Raw genomic sequence first — 19,063 nt, 5'->3', positions numbered from 1 at the left:
ATCGTTTATTCACAAATGGTTCGTCAGGCGTATCCGGATACAAACATTATCTTAGGTGGTATTGAGGCCAGCCTTCGCCGTTTGTCTCATTATGACTATTGGGATAATAAAGTTAGAAAATCCATCATTATAGATGCCAATGCCGATCTCGTTTTATATGGAATGGGTGAAAATTCCATTGTTGAAGTTGCCGATGCCTTAGACAGTGGAATTGATATCCATGATCTAACATATTTGGATGGAACGGTATTCAAAACCAAAAATTTAGCTTTGGCAACAGATCCGATTATTATGCCAAGCTTTGAAGAAGTGGCTTCATCCAAGAAAAAATATGCGGAAAGTTTCTTGATCCAGTATCGAAATACGGATCATTTTACAGCCAAAACTTTGGTTGAACCATATAAAGGTTGGTATGTGGTGCAAAATAGGCCAAATCGACCTTTAACACAAGCAGAATTTGATCGAACCTATGCCTTGCCATATACACGTCAATATCATCCATCTTATAAAGAAATTGGGCATGTTCCTGCCATTGATGAAGTGAAGTTTTCATTGATTTCCAATCGTGGTTGTTATGGAGCCTGCAACTTTTGTGCTTTAACATTCCATCAGGGAAGGATCATTCAAACGCGTTCTCATAAATCTATTATCAATGAAGCTAAAAAGATGATCTGGGATCCAAATTTTAAAGGGTATATTCATGATGTCGGAGGTCCTACGGCAAACTTTAGAGCACCGGCTTGTAAGAAACAGATGGAACATGGTGTATGTCAAACTAGACAATGTCTTTGGCCAACACCTTGTAACAATCTAGAAGTGGATCATAAAGATTATTTAGAATTATTGAAGAAATTGCGAGAACTTCCAAATGTTAAAAAAGTTTTTGTACGCAGTGGAATTCGTTATGATTATTTGATGTATGATAAAGACGATACATTCTTTAGAGAGTTGGTACAACATCATATCAGTGGACAATTAAAAGTTGCTCCAGAACACATCAGCAATCAGGTCCTCGATAAGATGGGGAAACCTCATAAAGAATTGTATGAAAAATTTGTGAAGAAGTATTATCGCTTAAATGAAGAATATCACAAAGATCAATATCTAGTTCCTTATTTGATGTCCTCACATCCAGGAAGTGATCTAAATGCAGCTATTGAATTGGCTGAGTATTTACGTGATATTCATCACCAGCCTCAACAGGTGCAGGATTTTTATCCAACTCCAGGCACTCTATCAACAGCCATGTATTATACAGGAATCGATCCTCGTGATAATACACCGGTTTATGTACCAAAGAGTGCACATGAAAAAGCGATGCAGCGAGCATTGATGCAATATAAAAATCCACGCAATTATGATCTGGTTCATGAAGCCTTAGTCATGGCACATCGTGAGGATCTAATTGGAAATGGACCAAAATGTCTGATTCGTGAAAAGAAACAGAATAACCAGTATAAGCGCTATTCGAATCACAAGCGAGTTAAATTAAGAAAATAGTAATATATTAAAGCGATTACATAATTTTGAAAAAACTTTCAATAAAGGTAGTTTAAGTTTTGCATTCATGTTATAATCTCTAAAGAAGGTGATTTTGTGAGTATAGATGCAGTAATGAGTGCATTAGCACGTTTGGCAACCTATTTATTACCTATTTTAGGTGTTGTCGTATTAGTTTATTTGATTTTTGTTTTAAAAGGTATTTTAGTGACCCTAAAAGATCTTTCAAAGACATTAAATGCTGCTGAAAGAGAAATCAATAAGCTGGATGGCCCTCTGGCTACTGTTGAAGAATTATCTAAAACAGCGGATGAGATCCACCATGCGACAAAAAAAGCAGTTACATCTGCCATTAACGTTGTAACTGAAAATGCAGACAATTTAAAAACATGGCTAAATTCCAAGAAAAATACTGCCTCAGATACTCCAAGTGAAGAACAAATCCAAAAAGATGAGGAGGTTTCATAACATGGAAGAAAACAATGTAGTTGAACAACTTGAAAACGAATCATTAAATGAATTAGAAACTCTTCGAGAAGAGAATAATGAAGAGAATCAAAAAGTTGTTGATGATGCAAAAAAGAAAATTGAAGATATTTTCGCAGATTTAAAAACTTGGATCAAAGAAAACAGCGATCCAGAAAAAGTAAAAGAAGCCGTAAACAAGGCAAAAGATGATGCCGTAGATATTTTAAAAACGACAAAAGACAAAGCTGTTGAATTAAGCCAGTCTGAACAGTTCAAGACAACACTTACTGCCGGTAAAGATTTTTTAGTTGGAGCTGGTGGTATGCTTGCGGATGGTTTAAAAGCTGGAGCTGATATTTTGATGCGCAATGAGCAAATCAAAAAAGTCGTGGATCAGGCGGATGAAAAATTAGATGTTTTACGCGAAAGTGAAAGTTTAAGAAATGCCGTCGATACGGCTGAAGAAGTTACGGGAAAGGTAACAGAAGCTGTTTTTGGAGGAATCAAAAAGTTTTTTGATAAAGAAGCGAATCGAAGTGAGCCTCCTGCAGTAAAAAATGACACTGAGGAGGAAGCATAGTTAGAATGAAAAGAATTACGATTTATGATGTTGCCAAAGAAGCAGATGTTTCTTTAGCTACAGTAAGCCGCGTTATCAATGACAGCAATGTCGTACGCGAAGATACACGTATTCGTGTTCAGGAAGCCATTGAAAAACTAGGATATAAACCGAATGCGATTGCACAAGGTTTGGCATTATCGAAAACGACAACGGTATCTATCGTTATGAGTGAAAAGATGTTTGCCTATAATGGCAAGATCTTAAATGGATTGATGGATGTTGCCAAGATCTACAATTACAACATCATGTTCCATACAACATCAAAGGGCATTTCTAAAATGCAGGATGTTATTGAATCTATCATTAAATCAAGAGTGGATGGAGTTATCTTATTTAATGACAACTTCTCTTTAGAAGAAATGGAAGTCTTAAATGAGTACCAAATTCCTATGGTTGTTGTTGGCAGTAAGATTACTGAAACAAAGATTGGGAATGTAGGAAATGTATATATCAACTTTGAAAAAATGGCTTATGATCTAGTCAATAAGTATTTTGAAAGAGGTATCGATGATATTTCCCTTGTAGAAGATAAATTAAATTTATCAATGATGGAACAGTTAAAAGCGGGTATTGATAGAGCGTATGCAGAAAAAGGAAAAGTATTTAATAAATACATTTCTTATGATGATAATAACTATAAGAGTTCATTTAATTTCTTGTCTGATTATTATAAGAACAATCGCCCTAGCAAGCTTGTTATCACATTCCGTGATTCTCAGGCCATTGCGGTATTAAATGCTTGTCAGGAAGCAGGTTATTCATTGCCGGAAGATTGCGAATTGGTTTGTGTCTTAAATAACAAGTATTTGACAATGACACGTCCAAACGTTACATCTTACAACATTCCTGAATATGATCTAGGAGCTGTGGCAATGCGTCTATTGACTAAGATGCTTGTAGATGATGATTCCGTAAAAGACAATAAAGATATTGAAATGTCTTATGTTTTAATGTCAAAAGGTACGACAAAATAAAGTGTGGGGTTTCCACACTTTTTACTTTAGATATGTTTGATAGAAATCTGTGATCGTATCAAAAGGAATGATATCCGTTTGATCATAAAGATCGGTATGAACAGCTCCAGGAATAATCAATAATTCTTTATTTTCTGTATATTTATTGTCTTTGATCATATTGGCGTATGCATCTTTAGTAAAATATACCGAATGAGCTTTTTCACCATGAATCATCAATACGGCACTGCGGATTTCATTAGAGTATTGAAGGATTGGCATATTCATGAAGGATTGACATCCTGTAACATTCCATCCCTTTCCATTTCCTTGTGAGCGAGGATGATATCCGCGTTTCGTTCGATAATAATCAATATAGTCAATCAAATATTGTGGAGCTTGTTCAGGTGCTTCATCAGGCAATGCACCGGCATGTGCATAATCATTGTTTTTGTAATCCAATGTTCTTTGTAAGGACATTGCCTTTCTTTTTTCATAACGACTTTCTTCATTGTCTTCTTCATCAAAATAGCCATTGGCATTTACTCTGGTCATATCATACATTGTTGAAGTAATGGTTGCCTTGATTCGTGTATCCAGTGCAGCTGCATTTAATGCCATGCCTCCAAATCCGCAGATACCTAGAATACCGATTTTTTCAGGGTCGACATTTTCCTGGACGGATAAGAAATCGACTGCAGCTAAAAAATCTTCTGTGTTGATATCTGGTGAAGCTACATTACGAGGGAAGCCTGAACTTTCTCCTGTATAAGATGGATCAAAGGCAATCGTTAAAAATCCTCTTTCTGCCAAAGTTTGGGCATATAATCCAGAAGCTTGTTCTTTTACGGCCCCAAATGGACCGCTGATCGCAATCGCAGCAAGTTTTCCTTCGTATGTCTTTGGGGTATACATATCTGCAGCTAAAGTAAGACCATAACGTGTATGAAAAGTTATTTTACGATGATCAACATTTTGACTTTTTGGGAATGTTTTATCCCATTCACTTGTTAGATTTAGTTTTTCTTCCATTTTTAATTCCTTCTTGATATACTAAATGTACAACCTAAAGCTAACTTTAGGTCAAGAGTTTTTTTAAAATTGGAGGAATGATCATGTATACTATTGGACAAGTATCAAAAATGTTTGATTTATCAATTTCTACATTACGTTATTATGATAAAGAAGGTTTATTTCAAGAACTAAATAAAGAACCATCTGGAATTCGTCGCTTTGATGAACAAAGCCTTGAGGCTTTGCGAGTGATTGAATGTTTAAAAAAATCAGGAATGCAGATCAAAGAGATTCGTGAATTTATGGACTGGTGTGCTCAAGGGGACAGTACACTAGAAAGAAGAAAAGAGATGTTTTATGCACAAAGAGAAAATATCTTAAAGAAGATGAATGAATTACAAAAAACATTGGATATGGTCGAGTTCAAATGCTGGTACTATGAAACTGCCTGCAAAGATCAAACAGAGGCTAAATTAAAAAAAGGTTTTGAAGATAGAATGCCAGAAGAAATTCGTAAGTGTTATCAGAATGCTCATGAATAAATGAAACAATCTTTAGTTGCAAATGAAAGATGTGTATGATACCTTTTTAAAAGGTGAGAGAATGAATAAACGGCAAACGACAATACTGGATTTATTATCAAAATCAAAAAAGATCGAAGTTTCTTCTTTGGCTTTAATGCTGAATGTTTCCCAGGTTACGATTCGTAAAGATCTGGATGCTTTGGAAAAAAGCGGGATCATCATTCGAGAACATGGGTATGCCGTATTAAATGATAGTGATGATATCAATACTCGTTTGGCTTATCATTATGAAATCAAACAAAAAATTGCCAGAAAAGCGGCAGAAACGATTCATGATGGCGAAACGCTGATGATTGAATCAGGCTCTTGTTGTTCTCTTTTGGCTTTAGAAATTGCCAAGACCAAACAGGAAGTAACTCTAATCACCAATTCAGCATTTATCGCAGAATATGTTAGACGATATAAGAATATTCATGTGATCCTTCTTGGGGGAGAATATCAAAAAGAATCCCAGGTCATGGTGGGACCTATCACACGAAATTGTGCCCAGAATTTTTATGTGGATAAACTATTTATTGGAGCGGATGGATTCTCTGTCGATACAGGCTTTACCGGAAACGATTATATGCGTGCAGAAACCGTTCGTGATCTAGCAAAACAAGCCAAAAAAGTAATCGTTGTTACAGATTCTTCTAAATTTGATCAAGTTGGTGTCGTTAGTTTGATGGATACAAAAAAAGTCAGTATGGTATATACTGACAAAGAGATCAATCGTGATTCAGAAAATTATTTAAAAGAAAATCAAGTAGAAGTCATCAAAGTTTAAAAGAAACAATCAATGTCTTCTTGTGTGAAGATATTTTGATATTCTTGAAGGTCTTCTGGATAGAGTGCCTTAGTATCTTTATAGGCATATTCTCTATTTAATAAGCTATATTTATTTTGTCCAAACTGATGAAATGGAAGCAGTTGGACTTTTTTTATGCCCATTTTTTGAAAAAGGGATACAAATCCTTTCGCATCTTTGATTTCTGCATTAAATCCAGGAATTACAGGAATACGTACAAGAACTTCAATATTATTGTTTAATGCCCAACTTAGATTCTTAAGGATCTTTTCATTTGAAACACCTGTCATTTTTTGGTGGATATTTGAATCATAGTGTTTTACATCAAATAAGAGCAGATCAAATAAAGCAGCGCTCTCTTGAAAGATTTGTGATTCAATATAGCCAGTGGTTTCTACAGCAATATGAATTTTATGTTTCTTTAATTCGCTACATAATTCATGGACGGCTTGTGGCTGACACAAGGCTTCGCCTCCTGAAAGAGTCACTCCACCATTGGACTCTTCATAAAATTCTACATCTTGAAGACAAAAATCTACGATTTCATCAATGGTTTTATATTCTCCTTCATAACTCAAGGCTTGGTTGATACAGTTATGTACGCATGTTAAACAATGAGAACAAGCCTTAGTATCAATGTAAAATTGATCTTGTAGAAATTGAATGGCTTTATTTGGACATGTATGTAAACAGGTCATACAGTGAACACATTTTTTTTGATCATATAAAATTTGGATCGAAGTATCCTGTGATTCAGGATTGGAACACCATAAGCATTTTAAAGGACAGCCTTTAAAGAAGATCGTTGTACGGATGCCGGGTCCATCATGAATCGAAAATTTTTGCATATTAAAAATTAGAGCTTTTGTCATTGTGGTTCTCCTTGTGTATAAATACTAACATAGAAATCATTTACAAACAATTATAACTTTCAAATGAAACTGAATATAATTCGTAATGAAATTATGTTGACATGTGTTCAGAAAAATATATGATATAGATAAAGGACGAAATTAATATTTTTCATAAGAAAAAAAGGAGGAAACATGAAAAATTCTGCTCATTTTGGGAGTCTTACTCCACGAATGGATCATTTTCGCGAAGAGATCCTGGACAAAAAGCCTTACATCGATGCGACAAGAGCCATACTGGCAACCCAGGCATATAAAGAAAACTTAAATCAGCCTGTTGTCTTAAAACGTGCTCTTATGTTGAAAAACATCCTTGAAAAGATGCCAATCTATATTGAGGAAGATACATTGATCGTGGGAAATCAAGCATCATCCAATCGTGATGCGCCTATTTTTCCTGAGTATACGATGAAATTTGTGATCGATGAACTGGATACATTTGAAAAACGTGATGGAGATGTTTTTTATATTACGGAAAAGACAAAAGAAGATCTTCGTTCCATTGCCCCTTTCTGGCAGAATAATAATTTAAGGGCAAAAGGAGAAGCATTATTGCCAGAAGAAGTCAGTGTATTCATGGAAACTGGTTTCTTTGGGATGGAAGGAAAACTAAATGCCGGAGATGCTCATCTATCTGTGAATTATCAAAGACTATTATCCGACGGATTGAAAGGCTATGAAGAAAGAGTCAAAAAGCTAAAAGGTGAATTAGATCTATGCAATCCGGAAAATATTGATAAATATCATTTCTATCGTGCTGTTTTGATCGTTATTGATGCCGTAAAGACATTTGCCTCTCGTTTTAGCAAGCTTGCTAAAGAAATGTCTTTAAATGCGGAAAAGAAACGTAGAGAAGAGCTTTTAGAAATTTCTCGTATTTGTGCCAAAGTGCCTTATGAGCCAGCATCTAATTTTTATGAAGCTATTCAGTCGGTGTGGTTCGTTCAACTTATTCTTCAGATCGAATCCAATGGACATTCCGTTTCATATGGACGTTTTGATCAGTATATGTATCCATTCTATAAAAAAGACATCGATGAAGGATTTATCACGGATGATGAAGTGGTTGAGTTGTTAGATAATCTTTGGATCAAGACTACCACGATCAATAAAGTCCGTTCTCAGGCACATACATTCTCAAGTGCAGGAAGTCCGATGTATCAAAATGTTACAATTGGAGGACAGACAACAGATAAAAAGGATGCAGTCAATGCGTTGTCTTTTTTGGTTTTAAAATCAGTAGCCCAGACTCGTTTACCACAGCCTAATTTAACGGTTCGTTATCATAAAAACTTAGATGCGCACTTCTTTGATGAAGCTATTGAAGTCATGAAACTTGGTACAGGTATGCCAGCTTTCAATAATGATGAAGTGATCATTCCTTCTTTTATCGAAAAGGGAGTTAAAGAAGAAGATGCCTATAATTATTCGGCAATTGGATGTGTAGAAACGGCCGTTCCAGGTAAATGGGGATATCGTTGTACAGGAATGAGTTATATGAATTTTCCAAGAATCCTATTAATTGCGATGAACAACGGTGTAGATATGACAAGTCAAAAAAGATTTGTAGAACCATGTGGTTATTTTACTAAGATGAAATCATTTGATGAATTGATGAATGCCTGGGATAAGGTAGTACGGAAATTGACGCGAATGAGTGTAATCGTAGAAAATACGATCGATCTGGCCAGTGAAAGAGAAGTTCCAGATATCCTATGTTCTACTTTGGTCGAAGATTGTATTGGTCGAGCAAAAACGATCAAAGAAGGTGGAGCCATCTATGATTTTATTTCTGGATTACAAACAGGAATTGCCAATATGGCAGACAGCTTGGCAGCCATCAAAAAACTCGTATTTGATGAAAAGAAGATCACACAACAAGAACTTTGGGATGCCTTAATAGATAATTTTGAAAGCCCGGAAAGTCAAAGAATTCAGTCTATGTTGATCAACGAAGCACCAAAATATGGAAATGATATCGATTATGTGGATATGTTAGTAGTAAAGGCTTATGATTCATATATTGATGAAATGAAGAAATATCCAAACACAAGATATCATCGAGGTCCTATTGGAGGAATCCGCTATGCTGGAACATCCTCGATTTCAGCCAATGTTGGACAGGGCTATGATACAATGGCAACTCCAGATGGCAGAAAGGCACATACTCCTTTGGCTGAGGGTAGTTCACCAGCCCATAACAGCGATAAAAATGGACCGACGGCTGTGTTTAAATCGGTTTCTAAATTACCAACTCATGAAATTACAGGTGGTGTTTTATTAAACCAAAAGGTAACTCCACAGTTGCTGGAAAAAGAAGAAAACAAGATGAAATTGGAGATGTTGATCAAAACGTTTTTTAATCGTCTTGAGGGATATCATGTGCAATACAATGTTGTTTCAAAAGAAACTTTGATTGATGCACAAAAACATCCGGAAAAACATAAAGATTTGATCGTTCGTGTTGCCGGATACTCCGCTTTCTTTAATGTTTTATCGAAAGCAACACAGGATGATATTATTGGTCGTACAGAACAAAGCTTATAAAAGGATGGAATTAGTTTTCCATCCTTCTTTTCGTAAAGAGATAAACCATGAGGATCGCAAGAATGCCGGCACTTAATTTAGCGATGATGAAGATCGTTGTCGAAAATGAATTCGATACACTGGCAATAAAACCGAGTTGTCCACCAAATACATAGGCACCACTGACAGAAAAAGCAGCATTGATCAGTTTTCCTTTTGTATCCATCTTGGAAAACAAAGGCATCATGGCAATGCTTGTGCCTAAACTTAAGATCAAACCAATTAAGGCATATTGATTGATGTGCAACATAGTGGCAAGTTTTTCGATTTGTAGGGAAAAATATTTTAAGATCAGCTGGCACAATACCAAAGAGCCGGCAACGATCAAAGTCATTTGAAATACGATACTAAAGACTTCCTGGATCAGATCTTGCTGGGTAAAGCCAAGATCAAAGAAAAAAGTCAGGCAGACAAGGAAAAAGAAGAGATAACCAAGAATGCGAATCATATTGGCAAAGATTGTCAAGATTTTTACGCTGAGTTTTAGATTAATAAAGAACATAAATAATAGAAATATACATAGAACAAGCAAAGGTATCATATTGATCATGAGTGAATCAATCTGTAAAAAAAGACCAACAAGGATCAAAACGATTGGTAAAACGATCAAACCATAGGCAATTCCCTGCATAAAGGATGGGACATCATCTTTTTCTAGATTATTTAAAAAGATAGGCAGCTGGAAACTAATGGTAGCTCCAATGGTAGAAGTTAATAAAACGCCGGCAAATACGATCATGTTTGGATCTTTTGAAATCATTTCCACTATGGAATATCCACCTAGATCAGGTGCTAACAAGGATCCAATCAAGATGGAAGGATCAAAGAATAGAAAATCACCTAAGCGATTAAGGATTTCAGTATTGTTTCGTAAAAAGGCAATTGAAATACAGTAAAAACCACTGATTGATAACATAAAATCACCCATGGTGATAATTCCTTTATCAAAGGCAGATGCCAAGCCGAATTTATTATCTAAGATCTTATCAATGAGGCCTATTGTGGCAAAGATCAACATAATGCATACAAATGGATTCATAAAACACCTCTTCTTAAGCTTTAATATTATACAATATATTTCTAATTTTTGTTTTTTAGGTTATACTTTAAGCATGGAAATCGTAATAGTAAATGAAGCAAAAGATAGAAGCATCTATCGCTATAAAAAAGATTATGAACGCATACTGCAAAGAACCAGTGATATATTGAATCGCCATAAAGACTGGAGTTTGTCGGTTATTTTTGTGACCCCTGAACAGATTCATGAAATCAATAAGGAGTATCGTAAGATCGATCGTCCAACCGATGTGATCAGTTTTGCCCTGCAGGATGATCTTTCGGATGTTTTGATCGAAGAATCTATGTGCGAATTGGGGGATATCTTTATTAACGTGCAGGCGATTCGTGATCAGGCAAAAGAATATGGTCATTCTTTGCGCAGAGAGGCATGTTTTTTGTTTTGCCATGGTTTGTTGCATTTGATGGGATATGATCATATGGAACCAGAAGAAGAAAAAGTTATGTTTGAGTTACAGGATGTGATTCTTGATGAAGTGGTTAGTCGGTAGATTTAAATATGCTTTTGAAGGACTGAGGTATGCCTTTAAAGATAGAAGTATTGCCTTTCAATGTTTCTTAGGCGTTTTAGCATTCCTTGCCGGAATCATATTTCAATGTTCAATGACAGAATGGCTTTGGATCTTGTTGTCGATCGTATTGGTCGTTTCTTTTGAAATCATCAATTCCTGTATTGAAGGATTGGTCGATTATATTTCTTTAAAGAAAGATCCAAGGGCAAAGAAAATCAAAGATATGGCAGCGGCTGCGGTTTTTTTAGTGAGCTGTTTTGCGCTTGTTGTGGCAATCTGTATCTTTGTGCCTAAATTGTTAAATTTGATATAAGGAAAAGGTGAAAATATGGATTATAGATCAGGTTTTATCGCAATAGTAGGAAGACCCAATGCGGGAAAATCAACATTGATGAATGCTCTTTTAAAAGAAAAAGTTGCGATCATGTCAGATAAACCCAATACGACAAGAAATAATATTGCCGGAATCTTGACATTAGAAGATGCTCAATATGTGTTTGTCGATACACCAGGGATTCATAAACCAAGACAACAGTTGGGTCGTGTATTGAATAAGAATGCTTATACCGCAATGGAAGATTGTGATGTGATTGGCTGGATCATTGATGGAACACAGAGTTTTGGTTCAGGAGATGAATTTATCTTAAATCGTATCGAGCAGCTTAAAAAGCCTGTTATCTTAATCGTGAATAAGGTTGATATGGTCAAGAAAGAGAAACTGCTTGAAACACTTTTAGGATGGCAGGATCGTTATAATTTCGATCAAATTGTTCCAATTAGTGCTCTAAAAGAGAATAATTTAAATGAGTTACTGGATGTATTCCGTGAATATTTGCCAGAAGGTGGCATGTTGTATCCAAGTGAAATGAAAAGCGATCACGATATTAATTTTCAGATCTGTGAGATCATACGTGAAAAAATTCTTTTTAAGACGCGAGAAGAAATTCCTCATAGTGTAGCTGTCTTATTGGAAAACAAGGTTGAAGAAGAAAATAAAATATTTATGCAGGCAATGATCGTTGTCGACAGAGATTCACAAAAAGGGATTTTGATAGGTAAGCAGGGAAAGATGATTCGTTCAATTCGTTTGGCAGCACAAAAAGAACTGAAAGAAAAACTAAAGAAGAATGTAGAACTTGAGTTATATGTTCGTGTTGAAAAGAATTGGCGTAATCAGGAACAAAAAATCAAGGAATTTGGATTGGATGAGTTAAATGAAGCCAACGACTGAAGTTGAAGGAATCGTTTTATCTGTTCAGGACTATCGTGAAAGCGATGGAATTATTCGCCTTTTAACGCAGGATAAAATTCTTTCGATCCTGGCTAGAGGAATCCAGAAACAAACTTCAAAGAATCGAATGATTACGGCTGTGTTTTCACATGTGCGCTATACGATCGAGCAAAAAGAGCATGGGTTATCATTGTTGTATTATGGCAATGTCATTGACAGTCATTACAAGATCATGGAAGATTTAATGAAAAGTTCTATCTGCTTTGTTTTGGCAGAAGTCATCACGCGATTTCATGGTAATCCTACAATTTATATGTTGTTTGACAAGTGTTTAAAAGAATTTCAAAATGATGATGCCAAAGCGTATAACTATGCCTGTCTGCTTTTAGCCCAAATAATTCAAAAAGAGGGAATTGCTCCATTTGTGGATGGCTGTATCTTATGTAAAAGAAAAGATCATTTAGAAACCTTGTCTGTAACCGATGGTGGTTTTTTATGTACCACATGCAATCATGATCGTATCTTACCTAGATCGAAACAGGAGATGATCCAGATTCGTTCTTTGTTTAAGGCAAATGAAAAGGATTTTACGCAGTTGAATGAAATGTTTGCGTTTAATTTGGATGATTTTATTTTCTGGGTGGAATGGTTAGAAAAATGTATACATTTTAATGTTTCAAGTTTGAAATTTTTGAAAAGTGTGCAAACACTTACATGATAGGATTTGCTTGTGTATGTATTAGTGAAGTGGTAAAATATGTCAGGACAAAGGAGGAATTAATAATGTCTACAACAGTAAATAAAAAAGATTTAGCAGCTAAATTGGTTGCAGAATATGATTTGAGTAAAAAAGTTGCTGAAGGATGCATCAACACAGTATTTGAAGAAATCATGAACACACTAAAAGAAGATGGTGTTGTTGATATCTATGGTTTCGGTAAATTCTCATTGAGCGAAAGAGCTGCTCGTATGGGATTAAATCCAGCAACTGGAGAAAAAATTGAAATTCCAGCTTCAAAAGCTGTTAAATTCAAAGCTTCAAAATCATTAAAAGACGCTGTTAAGTAATTCATATAATTAGGCCAATTCGTTGGCCTTTTTTATTACGTTTTTGGTATAATAGAAAAGCGAAAGCATATACAAGGGGGTGCAACGCAATATGAATTTGCCTGTATATGTGATAGGACATAAAATTCCGGATACGGATTCAATCTGTGGAGCCTTGGCTTTGGCTGAGTTAAAACAGAAAATGGGTGTGAATGCAATGGCCGCAAGAATTGGTCATCTGAATCCCGAAACAAGGTTTATTTTAGATAAATTAAATGTCGAATCACCACAATATATGACGACGGCTCGAAATACCTTGGCAGAAATCGAAATTGACGAAGCGTATACTGTGTATAAAGGAGATACTTTACGCAGAGCTTGGGATATATGTCTAGAAAATAATACAAAAACACTTTATGTTGTAGACGAGAACGATAATCTTGTTGGAATGACAACAATTGGTGAAATTTCCCGGATCCAGATGCAGGATCTTGCGATCACACAACAGTTATTAAGCCAGACACCAATTGAAAATCTAGAAGCAGTATTAAAAGGAAAAATCTTATTAAAAGGAACGCTTCCTACCAATGGTCAAGTCCGCATCAGTGATAAGAAATTGATGGAGCGTGATCTTAGAGGGGCTATCATGATTTTGGATGATGCCGAAGATGATATGTTAAAGAGCATGGGAAGAGGATGTGCGATCATCTGTATTGCAGAAAACTATGTTCCAAATGACTATATCATTGATATTGCCAAATCTATGGGTGTAACTTTGATCAATACGCCATATAATACGATGAAAATGATTCAGATGATCTATCGTTCTATTCCAGTAGAACTGATCATGACACCAGCACATGATATCATTCGCTTTAATAAGACGGAGTTTATTCAAGATGTGGAGCGAGAGATGTTAAAAACGCGTCACTCTTCCTATCCTGTCATGTTTCAAGATAAACTGGTGGGATCGGTAGCACGTTATCACTTGTTAAAATCAAAGAAGAAGCAATTTATCTTGATCGATCACAATGAAAGAAAACAGAGTATCAGTGATATTGATTATGCAGATATCATAGAAATCGTCGATCATCATCGAATTGGGGATATTGAGACTGACAAACCGATTGTATTCAGAAACATGATCGTAGGTTCTAGCTGTACTATAGTTGGACTAATGTATTCTGAATATGGAATCGAGATGTCTGAGACAGTAGCAAAATTAATTTGTTATGGAATTATCAGTGATACATTGAATTTCCATTCGCCAACCTGCACCGAAACAGATCGTATCTTAGCTTCAAGATTAGAAAAGCAATTTGGCTTTAATCACCAGAATATGGCAACAGAATTGTTTGAGAATACCGCTACGATCAAAGGCAAGACATTTAGAGATATTCTTTATAATGACTGCAAGGAATATACTTTAAGTGGGAAGCGAGTTGCGATATCACAGGTGTTTATCTATAATCTTGATGTTGTAGATGATATTGAAGCAGACTTTTTAAAGTATATGGAAGATGAAAATAAGGCAAGAAGATTTGATCTTCGCTTGATGGTCTTTACCAATATTGAAGGAAAAGGATCTAGATTCATCTATACAGGAAAATTATCGAATTTCTTTATGGGAACGATCAAAGATTTTGAGAAACAAGGTGTTGTTTCAAGAAAGAAACAAATCGTACCTCGACTTTCAACGGAGTTAGCATGATATGGAAATTAAAGAGAGATTTTTAAAATATGTTTCAATCAATACACAGGCCGATGAAGATTCTTCAAGCGTGCCAAGTTCAGCATGTCAGCTTGATCTAGCACGTATATTGGCTCAAGAGTGTAAAGAAATTGGATTTGATGAGGTACAATTGGATGAAAGTGGCATAGTATATGCCACTTTATTCAGTACAGATGATACAAAAGATGCGATTGGTTTTTTAGCTCATATGGACACAGCCTGTGAATTAAGTGGCAAAGATGTAAAACCAAGGATCATTGAAAACTATCAGGGGGAAGTAATTCAACTTAATGATCATTACAGCATGTCTAAAGAGATGTATCCAGCTTTGGCTACATGTATATCTGAAGATTTGATCGTTACTGATGGTACAACTTTACTAGGTGGTGATGATAAAGCTGGAATTGCGATTATCATGAGCGCTTTAGAAAAAGTAATCAAAGAAAAGATCCCTCATGGAAAGATCATGGTGGCCTTTACCTGCGATGAAGAAGTAGGTCGTGGAACAGATACTTTTGATTTAGATCGATTTGATGTGGATTATGCCTACACGATCGATGGTGGTGAAGTTGAATGTGTTGATTATGAAAACTTTAATGCGGCTAAAGCTCATATTGAAATTGTTGGCAGTTCTATTCATCCAGGCGATGCCAAAGATAAGATGGTCAATGCTGGATTGTTAGCTGTAGAATTTGCCAGTCGTTTTCCAAAGGAGCAGATTCCATCAAAAACTGAAGGTAGAGAAGGTTTTTATCATTTGACCAATCTACAGGGAGATGTTGAACTTGCAACGCTTGATTATATCTTAAGAGAACATGATGAAGATAAATTCAAGGCACAAAAGAATTTTGTGACAGATTTAGTGGATGAGTTTAATCAAAAATATGATGGAAGATTTCAATTAGAGATCAAAGATCAATACAAGAATATGTATTCGTATATCAAACATGATATGCGTTGTGTAGATAAAGCGAAACAAGCGATAGAAATGGCGGGCATTAAACCGGTATCAAATCCAGTACGAGGTGGTACAGATGGAGCCATGTTGTCTGAAAAGGGTTTGTTGACGCCAAATCTAGGAACGGGTTCGTTCAATCATCATGGTCGTTATGAATTTGCCAGCATTCAAAAAATGGAGAAAATGGTCGATATTGTTATAAATATTATTAAATATTAGGAGGAATTATATGGATTATGCAAAGGAAGCTTTAAGACTTCATGCCAAATGGAATGGAAAGTTAGAAACGATTCCAAAGATGCCAATCAAGACAAGAGATGATTTATCAATTGCGTATACTCCTGGAGTGGCAGCACCTTGTCTTGAAATCAAAGATGATCCTAAAAAGAGCTTTACTTATACCGCAAGAAGCCATTTAGTTGCGGTCATTACAGATGGTTCAGCAGTTTTAGGGTTAGGAAATATTGGAGCAGAAGCTTCAATGCCAGTTATGGAAGGAAAATGTGTATTGTTTAAAGCATTGGGGAATGTAGATGCGATTCCATTGGCATTAAATACACAAGATACAGATGAATTGGTTGAAACAATTGCCAGACTTGAGCCAAGTTTTGGTGGGATCAACTTGGAAGATATCGCAGCACCACGCTGTTTTGAAATTGAAAGAAGATTACAGGAAAGAATGAACATACCTGTATTTCATGATGATCAGCATGGAACGGCCATTGTCGTTAGTTCCGCTCTTGTGAATGCCTTAAGATTTGTCAAAAAAGACGATCCAACGATCGTAATCAATGGAGCTGGCAGTGCAGGGTGTGCTATCGCCAATTTGATCCTTGAAATGAAGATTGGTAAAGTGATCTTATGTGATAAAGATGGAATTCTATCTGAAGAAATGAATTTAAGTGATGAACAAAGAAGATTGATGTCCATCAGTAATCCTGAACATAAAAAAGGTAAATTGGCCGATGCACTTGCAGGAGCCGATGTATTTATTGGGGTCAGTGCAGGGCATATTGTAACCAAAGAGATGATTGCCAGTATGAATAAAGACGCTATTGTGTTCGCAATGGCAAATCCAATTCCAGAAATTGAACCGGAAGATGCTAAAGCTGCGGGAGCTAGAATTGTTGGAACGGGAAGAAGCGATCATGCTAATCAGATCAATAACGTATTAGCTTTCCCAGGGATTTTTAAAGGTGCTTTGCGTGCACAGGCAACTTGCATCAATGATGAAATGAAGAAGGCGGCCGTATATGCGATTGCCTCTATGATCAAAGAAGAAGATCTTTCTGAAGAAAATATTATCGTATCTGCACTTGATCCTCGTGTGGCAGATGTAGTAGCTGATGCGGTTGAAGAAGCAGCAAAAAAATCAGGTGTTATCCGTCAATGGGAGAAAACTAAATGAGCAGGCGAGTAGGATTGGTTGCCGAAGGGGGAGGTACCAAAGCTGCTTATTCTGCTGGTGCATTAAAATGTTTCTTAGAAAATGGAATCTATTTACCATATTGTGTTGGTATCTCGGCTGGATCGGAGATATTGTTATCGTATGTCACAAGACAAATTGACCGTATGGAAATTACTGGTATCGATGCACCTTGTCAAAAAGAAGTAATTGGAATTCGTCCTTTATTAAAAGAGGGAGGACTTTTTGGAATTGAAGCGACAAATGACTTTATTGAATCCAGAGCGCCTTTAGATTTTGAAGCATTACGAAACAGTGAAACACAGATGGATGTAGGTTTATACAATATCAAAGAACATACTGTAGAGTATTTTGATAAATCGTATGTAGACAAAGATATGACGTTGATCAAAGCTAGCTGTGCATTGTTATTATTGTCAAGACCTTATATGTTCAACAATAAAAAATACATGGATGCCGGATTGGTCGATATGATCAGTATTGAGCAGAGTATTCGTCGTGGGAATGAGAAACACATTGTCTTATCCACAAAGGAAAAAGGATATGTTCGCAAACCGGCACCAAAGTATCAACAATTATTAGCTAAGCTCGTATATCATGATGACAAAATCGTCGATGATCTAAGAAGACGTCATGAAAGATATAATGAGCAATGGGATAAGATTGCCCAGTTAGAAAAAGAAGGTAAAGCCTTGGTTCTTCGTCCCAGCAAGGATATCGGGGTTTCCCGTTACACAACGGATCCGAAAAAACTTCGACCATGGTTTCAATTAGGCTATGATGAAACTTTGGCAAGACTGGATGAGATTAAAGAATTTATCGATGAGGATTAGACAATTTATTCATTAAACTTTATATTGGAAGACTTGTATGAAAGAAAAGAAAATAAAACTTTATAACATGGCTTTTCCAATCTGGTTATTATGGTTGATACCCATTACTTGGTTTATTATTCTTCCTGTAAATTTTTTCATAGACTTATTGGTTGTAGTCTTAACGATGAAATATTTGAAAATAAAAAATATTAAAACCTTGGTCAAACCTGCAATTTTAAGAATATGGATATTTGGTTTTATTGCGGATATGATTGGAACCGTATTGATGATCATACCTTGTCTCATTCAATTTGATTATAATTCCCAGATAGGTATGTGGTGGTATCATAATCTATCTAATGCGATCATGTATAACCCTTTTGAAAGTGTCTATGCTTTTACATGGGTGACGGTGAGTTTAATAATCAGCGCATATTGCATTTATTACTTTAATTCTAAGTTTTGTCTTAAAAAAGTTGACTTATCTTTGATCCAGAAAAAGAAAATAGCTTTGTCTTTAGCTGTATTTACATCTCCATATGCATTTTATCTTCCAACGGCTATGTTTTTTTATGGATTTTAAGGTTTTATTCTGTAAGAAAAAAGATTCGGTTGAAACTTTTTCATAGATTTTGTATAATTTTAATCGTTAAAACGATGATCAGGCATAGTAATTAGGTGCCCTTTGACAGAGAACTGGACTCATCGGCTGAAAGGTCCAGACAAAGAAGGTCTAATGAATTCACCTGGGAGCAAAGGTTAATCCCTTTCCGTATCACACGGTTATCATGATAATTAAGTGCGTTTCGACGAATTATTGAAGTAAGACACAAAATCTTA

Annotated in this window: 20 protein-coding genes; 17 read left to right on the top strand and 3 right to left on the bottom strand. The window is 35.7% G+C overall.

Translation table 11 applies throughout. The annotated features are described in order from the left end of the window. From HMPREF0367_RS08075 to HMPREF0367_RS08060, 4 genes are all read left to right on the top strand, one after another. On the top strand, window positions 1-1,500 hold a 1,500-nt coding region (locus HMPREF0367_RS08075; protein ID WP_035403163.1), incomplete at its 5' end, for a YgiQ family radical SAM protein. A gap of 96 nt (window positions 1,501-1,596) precedes the next feature. Then, entirely contained in the window at window positions 1,597-1,968 is a 372-nt protein-coding gene (locus HMPREF0367_RS08070) for a hypothetical protein (RefSeq protein WP_035403157.1), read from the top strand. A gap of 1 nt (window position 1,969) precedes the next feature. After that, window positions 1,970-2,548: a hypothetical protein gene (locus HMPREF0367_RS08065; protein WP_035403154.1), complete on the top strand. Its 579-nt coding sequence runs from the start codon at window positions 1,970-1,972 to the stop codon at window positions 2,546-2,548. 5 nt (window positions 2,549-2,553) lie between these two features. Then, window positions 2,554-3,564, top strand: coding sequence for a LacI family DNA-binding transcriptional regulator (locus tag HMPREF0367_RS08060; RefSeq protein WP_022355214.1), 1,011 nt, complete (start codon window positions 2,554-2,556; stop codon window positions 3,562-3,564). A gap of 21 nt (window positions 3,565-3,585) precedes the next feature. On the opposite strand, the gene HMPREF0367_RS08055 is transcribed toward HMPREF0367_RS08060, so the two are convergent. Continuing rightward, window positions 3,586-4,575, bottom strand: coding sequence for an alpha/beta hydrolase (locus HMPREF0367_RS08055; RefSeq protein WP_035403150.1), 990 nt, complete (start codon window positions 4,573-4,575; stop codon window positions 3,586-3,588). Window positions 4,576-4,658: 83 nt separating this feature from the next. Here HMPREF0367_RS08055 and HMPREF0367_RS08050 point away from each other — a divergent pair, with 83 nt between their 5' ends. Both HMPREF0367_RS08050 and HMPREF0367_RS08045 read left to right on the top strand, forming a co-directional pair. Continuing rightward, complete coding sequence (locus tag HMPREF0367_RS08050) at window positions 4,659-5,099, top strand: MerR family transcriptional regulator (RefSeq protein ID WP_015535966.1); 441 nt, start codon at window positions 4,659-4,661, stop codon at window positions 5,097-5,099. 61 nt (window positions 5,100-5,160) lie between these two features. Then, window positions 5,161-5,907 (top strand): DeoR/GlpR family DNA-binding transcription regulator, encoded by a 747-nt coding sequence (locus HMPREF0367_RS08045; protein ID WP_035403147.1) that lies wholly within the window; start codon window positions 5,161-5,163, stop codon window positions 5,905-5,907. On the opposite strand, the gene HMPREF0367_RS08040 is transcribed toward HMPREF0367_RS08045, so the two are convergent. After that, on the bottom strand, window positions 5,904-6,800 hold the full coding sequence (locus HMPREF0367_RS08040; RefSeq protein ID WP_035403144.1) for a glycyl-radical enzyme activating protein: 897 nt from the start codon (window positions 6,798-6,800) through the stop codon (window positions 5,904-5,906). The genes HMPREF0367_RS08045 and HMPREF0367_RS08040 overlap by 4 nt on opposite strands. A gap of 174 nt (window positions 6,801-6,974) precedes the next feature. On the opposite strand from HMPREF0367_RS08040, the gene HMPREF0367_RS08035 reads away from it, so the two are divergent. Next, window positions 6,975-9,386 carry a glycyl radical protein gene (locus HMPREF0367_RS08035; RefSeq protein WP_035403142.1) on the top strand — a complete coding sequence of 804 codons (2,412 nt, stop codon included), beginning with the start codon at window positions 6,975-6,977 and terminating at the stop codon, window positions 9,384-9,386. 10 nt (window positions 9,387-9,396) lie between these two features. Here HMPREF0367_RS08035 and eutH read toward each other — a convergent pair whose 3' ends face one another. Further along, entirely contained in the window at window positions 9,397-10,464 is a 1,068-nt protein-coding gene (gene eutH / locus HMPREF0367_RS08030; protein ID WP_035403140.1) for an ethanolamine utilization protein EutH, read from the bottom strand. A 73-nt stretch (window positions 10,465-10,537) separates the two neighbouring features. Between eutH and ybeY the strand changes: the two genes are divergently transcribed. The 10 genes from ybeY to HMPREF0367_RS07980 all read left to right on the top strand — a co-directional run bounded on the left by ybeY (window position 10,538) and on the right by HMPREF0367_RS07980 (window position 18,806). Further along, window positions 10,538-10,993, top strand: a complete 456-nt coding sequence (gene ybeY, locus HMPREF0367_RS08025; RefSeq protein WP_035403160.1) for an rRNA maturation RNase YbeY — start codon at window positions 10,538-10,540, stop codon at window positions 10,991-10,993. Continuing rightward, on the top strand, window positions 10,974-11,327 hold the full coding sequence (locus HMPREF0367_RS08020) for a diacylglycerol kinase family protein (RefSeq protein ID WP_051335227.1): 354 nt from the start codon (window positions 10,974-10,976) through the stop codon (window positions 11,325-11,327). The genes ybeY and HMPREF0367_RS08020 overlap by 20 nt, the downstream gene beginning before the upstream one ends. Before the next feature lie 15 nt (window positions 11,328-11,342). Next, window positions 11,343-12,245: a GTPase Era gene (gene era, locus HMPREF0367_RS08015; protein WP_022355971.1), complete on the top strand. Its 903-nt coding sequence runs from the start codon at window positions 11,343-11,345 to the stop codon at window positions 12,243-12,245. Beyond that, window positions 12,229-12,963 carry a DNA repair protein RecO gene (gene recO, locus HMPREF0367_RS08010; RefSeq protein ID WP_035403134.1) on the top strand — a complete coding sequence of 245 codons (735 nt, stop codon included), beginning with the start codon at window positions 12,229-12,231 and terminating at the stop codon, window positions 12,961-12,963. Before era ends, recO begins: the two co-directional genes overlap by 17 nt. A gap of 65 nt (window positions 12,964-13,028) precedes the next feature. Beyond that, complete coding sequence (locus HMPREF0367_RS08005) at window positions 13,029-13,313, top strand: HU family DNA-binding protein (RefSeq protein WP_015535973.1); 285 nt, start codon at window positions 13,029-13,031, stop codon at window positions 13,311-13,313. Window positions 13,314-13,404: 91 nt separating this feature from the next. Continuing rightward, window positions 13,405-15,003: a putative manganese-dependent inorganic diphosphatase gene (locus tag HMPREF0367_RS08000; RefSeq protein ID WP_035403131.1), complete on the top strand. Its 1,599-nt coding sequence runs from the start codon at window positions 13,405-13,407 to the stop codon at window positions 15,001-15,003. A 1-nt stretch (window position 15,004) separates the two neighbouring features. Continuing rightward, window positions 15,005-16,201 carry a peptidase T gene (gene pepT, locus HMPREF0367_RS07995; protein ID WP_015535974.1) on the top strand — a complete coding sequence of 399 codons (1,197 nt, stop codon included), beginning with the start codon at window positions 15,005-15,007 and terminating at the stop codon, window positions 16,199-16,201. Between the two features lie 10 nt (window positions 16,202-16,211). Further along, window positions 16,212-17,390, top strand: a complete 1,179-nt coding sequence (locus tag HMPREF0367_RS07990; RefSeq protein WP_022355968.1) for an NAD(P)-dependent malic enzyme — start codon at window positions 16,212-16,214, stop codon at window positions 17,388-17,390. Continuing rightward, a complete protein-coding gene (locus tag HMPREF0367_RS07985) occupies window positions 17,387-18,241 on the top strand; it encodes a patatin-like phospholipase family protein (RefSeq protein WP_022355967.1) in 855 nt (284 codons plus the stop codon). The genes HMPREF0367_RS07990 and HMPREF0367_RS07985 overlap by 4 nt, the downstream gene beginning before the upstream one ends. A gap of 37 nt (window positions 18,242-18,278) precedes the next feature. Continuing rightward, window positions 18,279-18,806: a hypothetical protein gene (locus HMPREF0367_RS07980; RefSeq protein WP_035403129.1), complete on the top strand. Its 528-nt coding sequence runs from the start codon at window positions 18,279-18,281 to the stop codon at window positions 18,804-18,806. Window positions 18,807-19,063: the final 257 nt, after the last annotated feature.

It is taken from the genome of Faecalitalea cylindroides ATCC 27803 (genome assembly GCF_000469305.1).
In the GTDB taxonomy this organism is placed as follows: domain Bacteria; phylum Bacillota_I; class Bacilli_A; order Erysipelotrichales; family Erysipelotrichaceae; genus Faecalitalea; species Faecalitalea cylindroides.
Note: the sequence above shows the minus strand (reverse complement) of the source record. Positions and strands in the feature narration are given on the sequence as shown.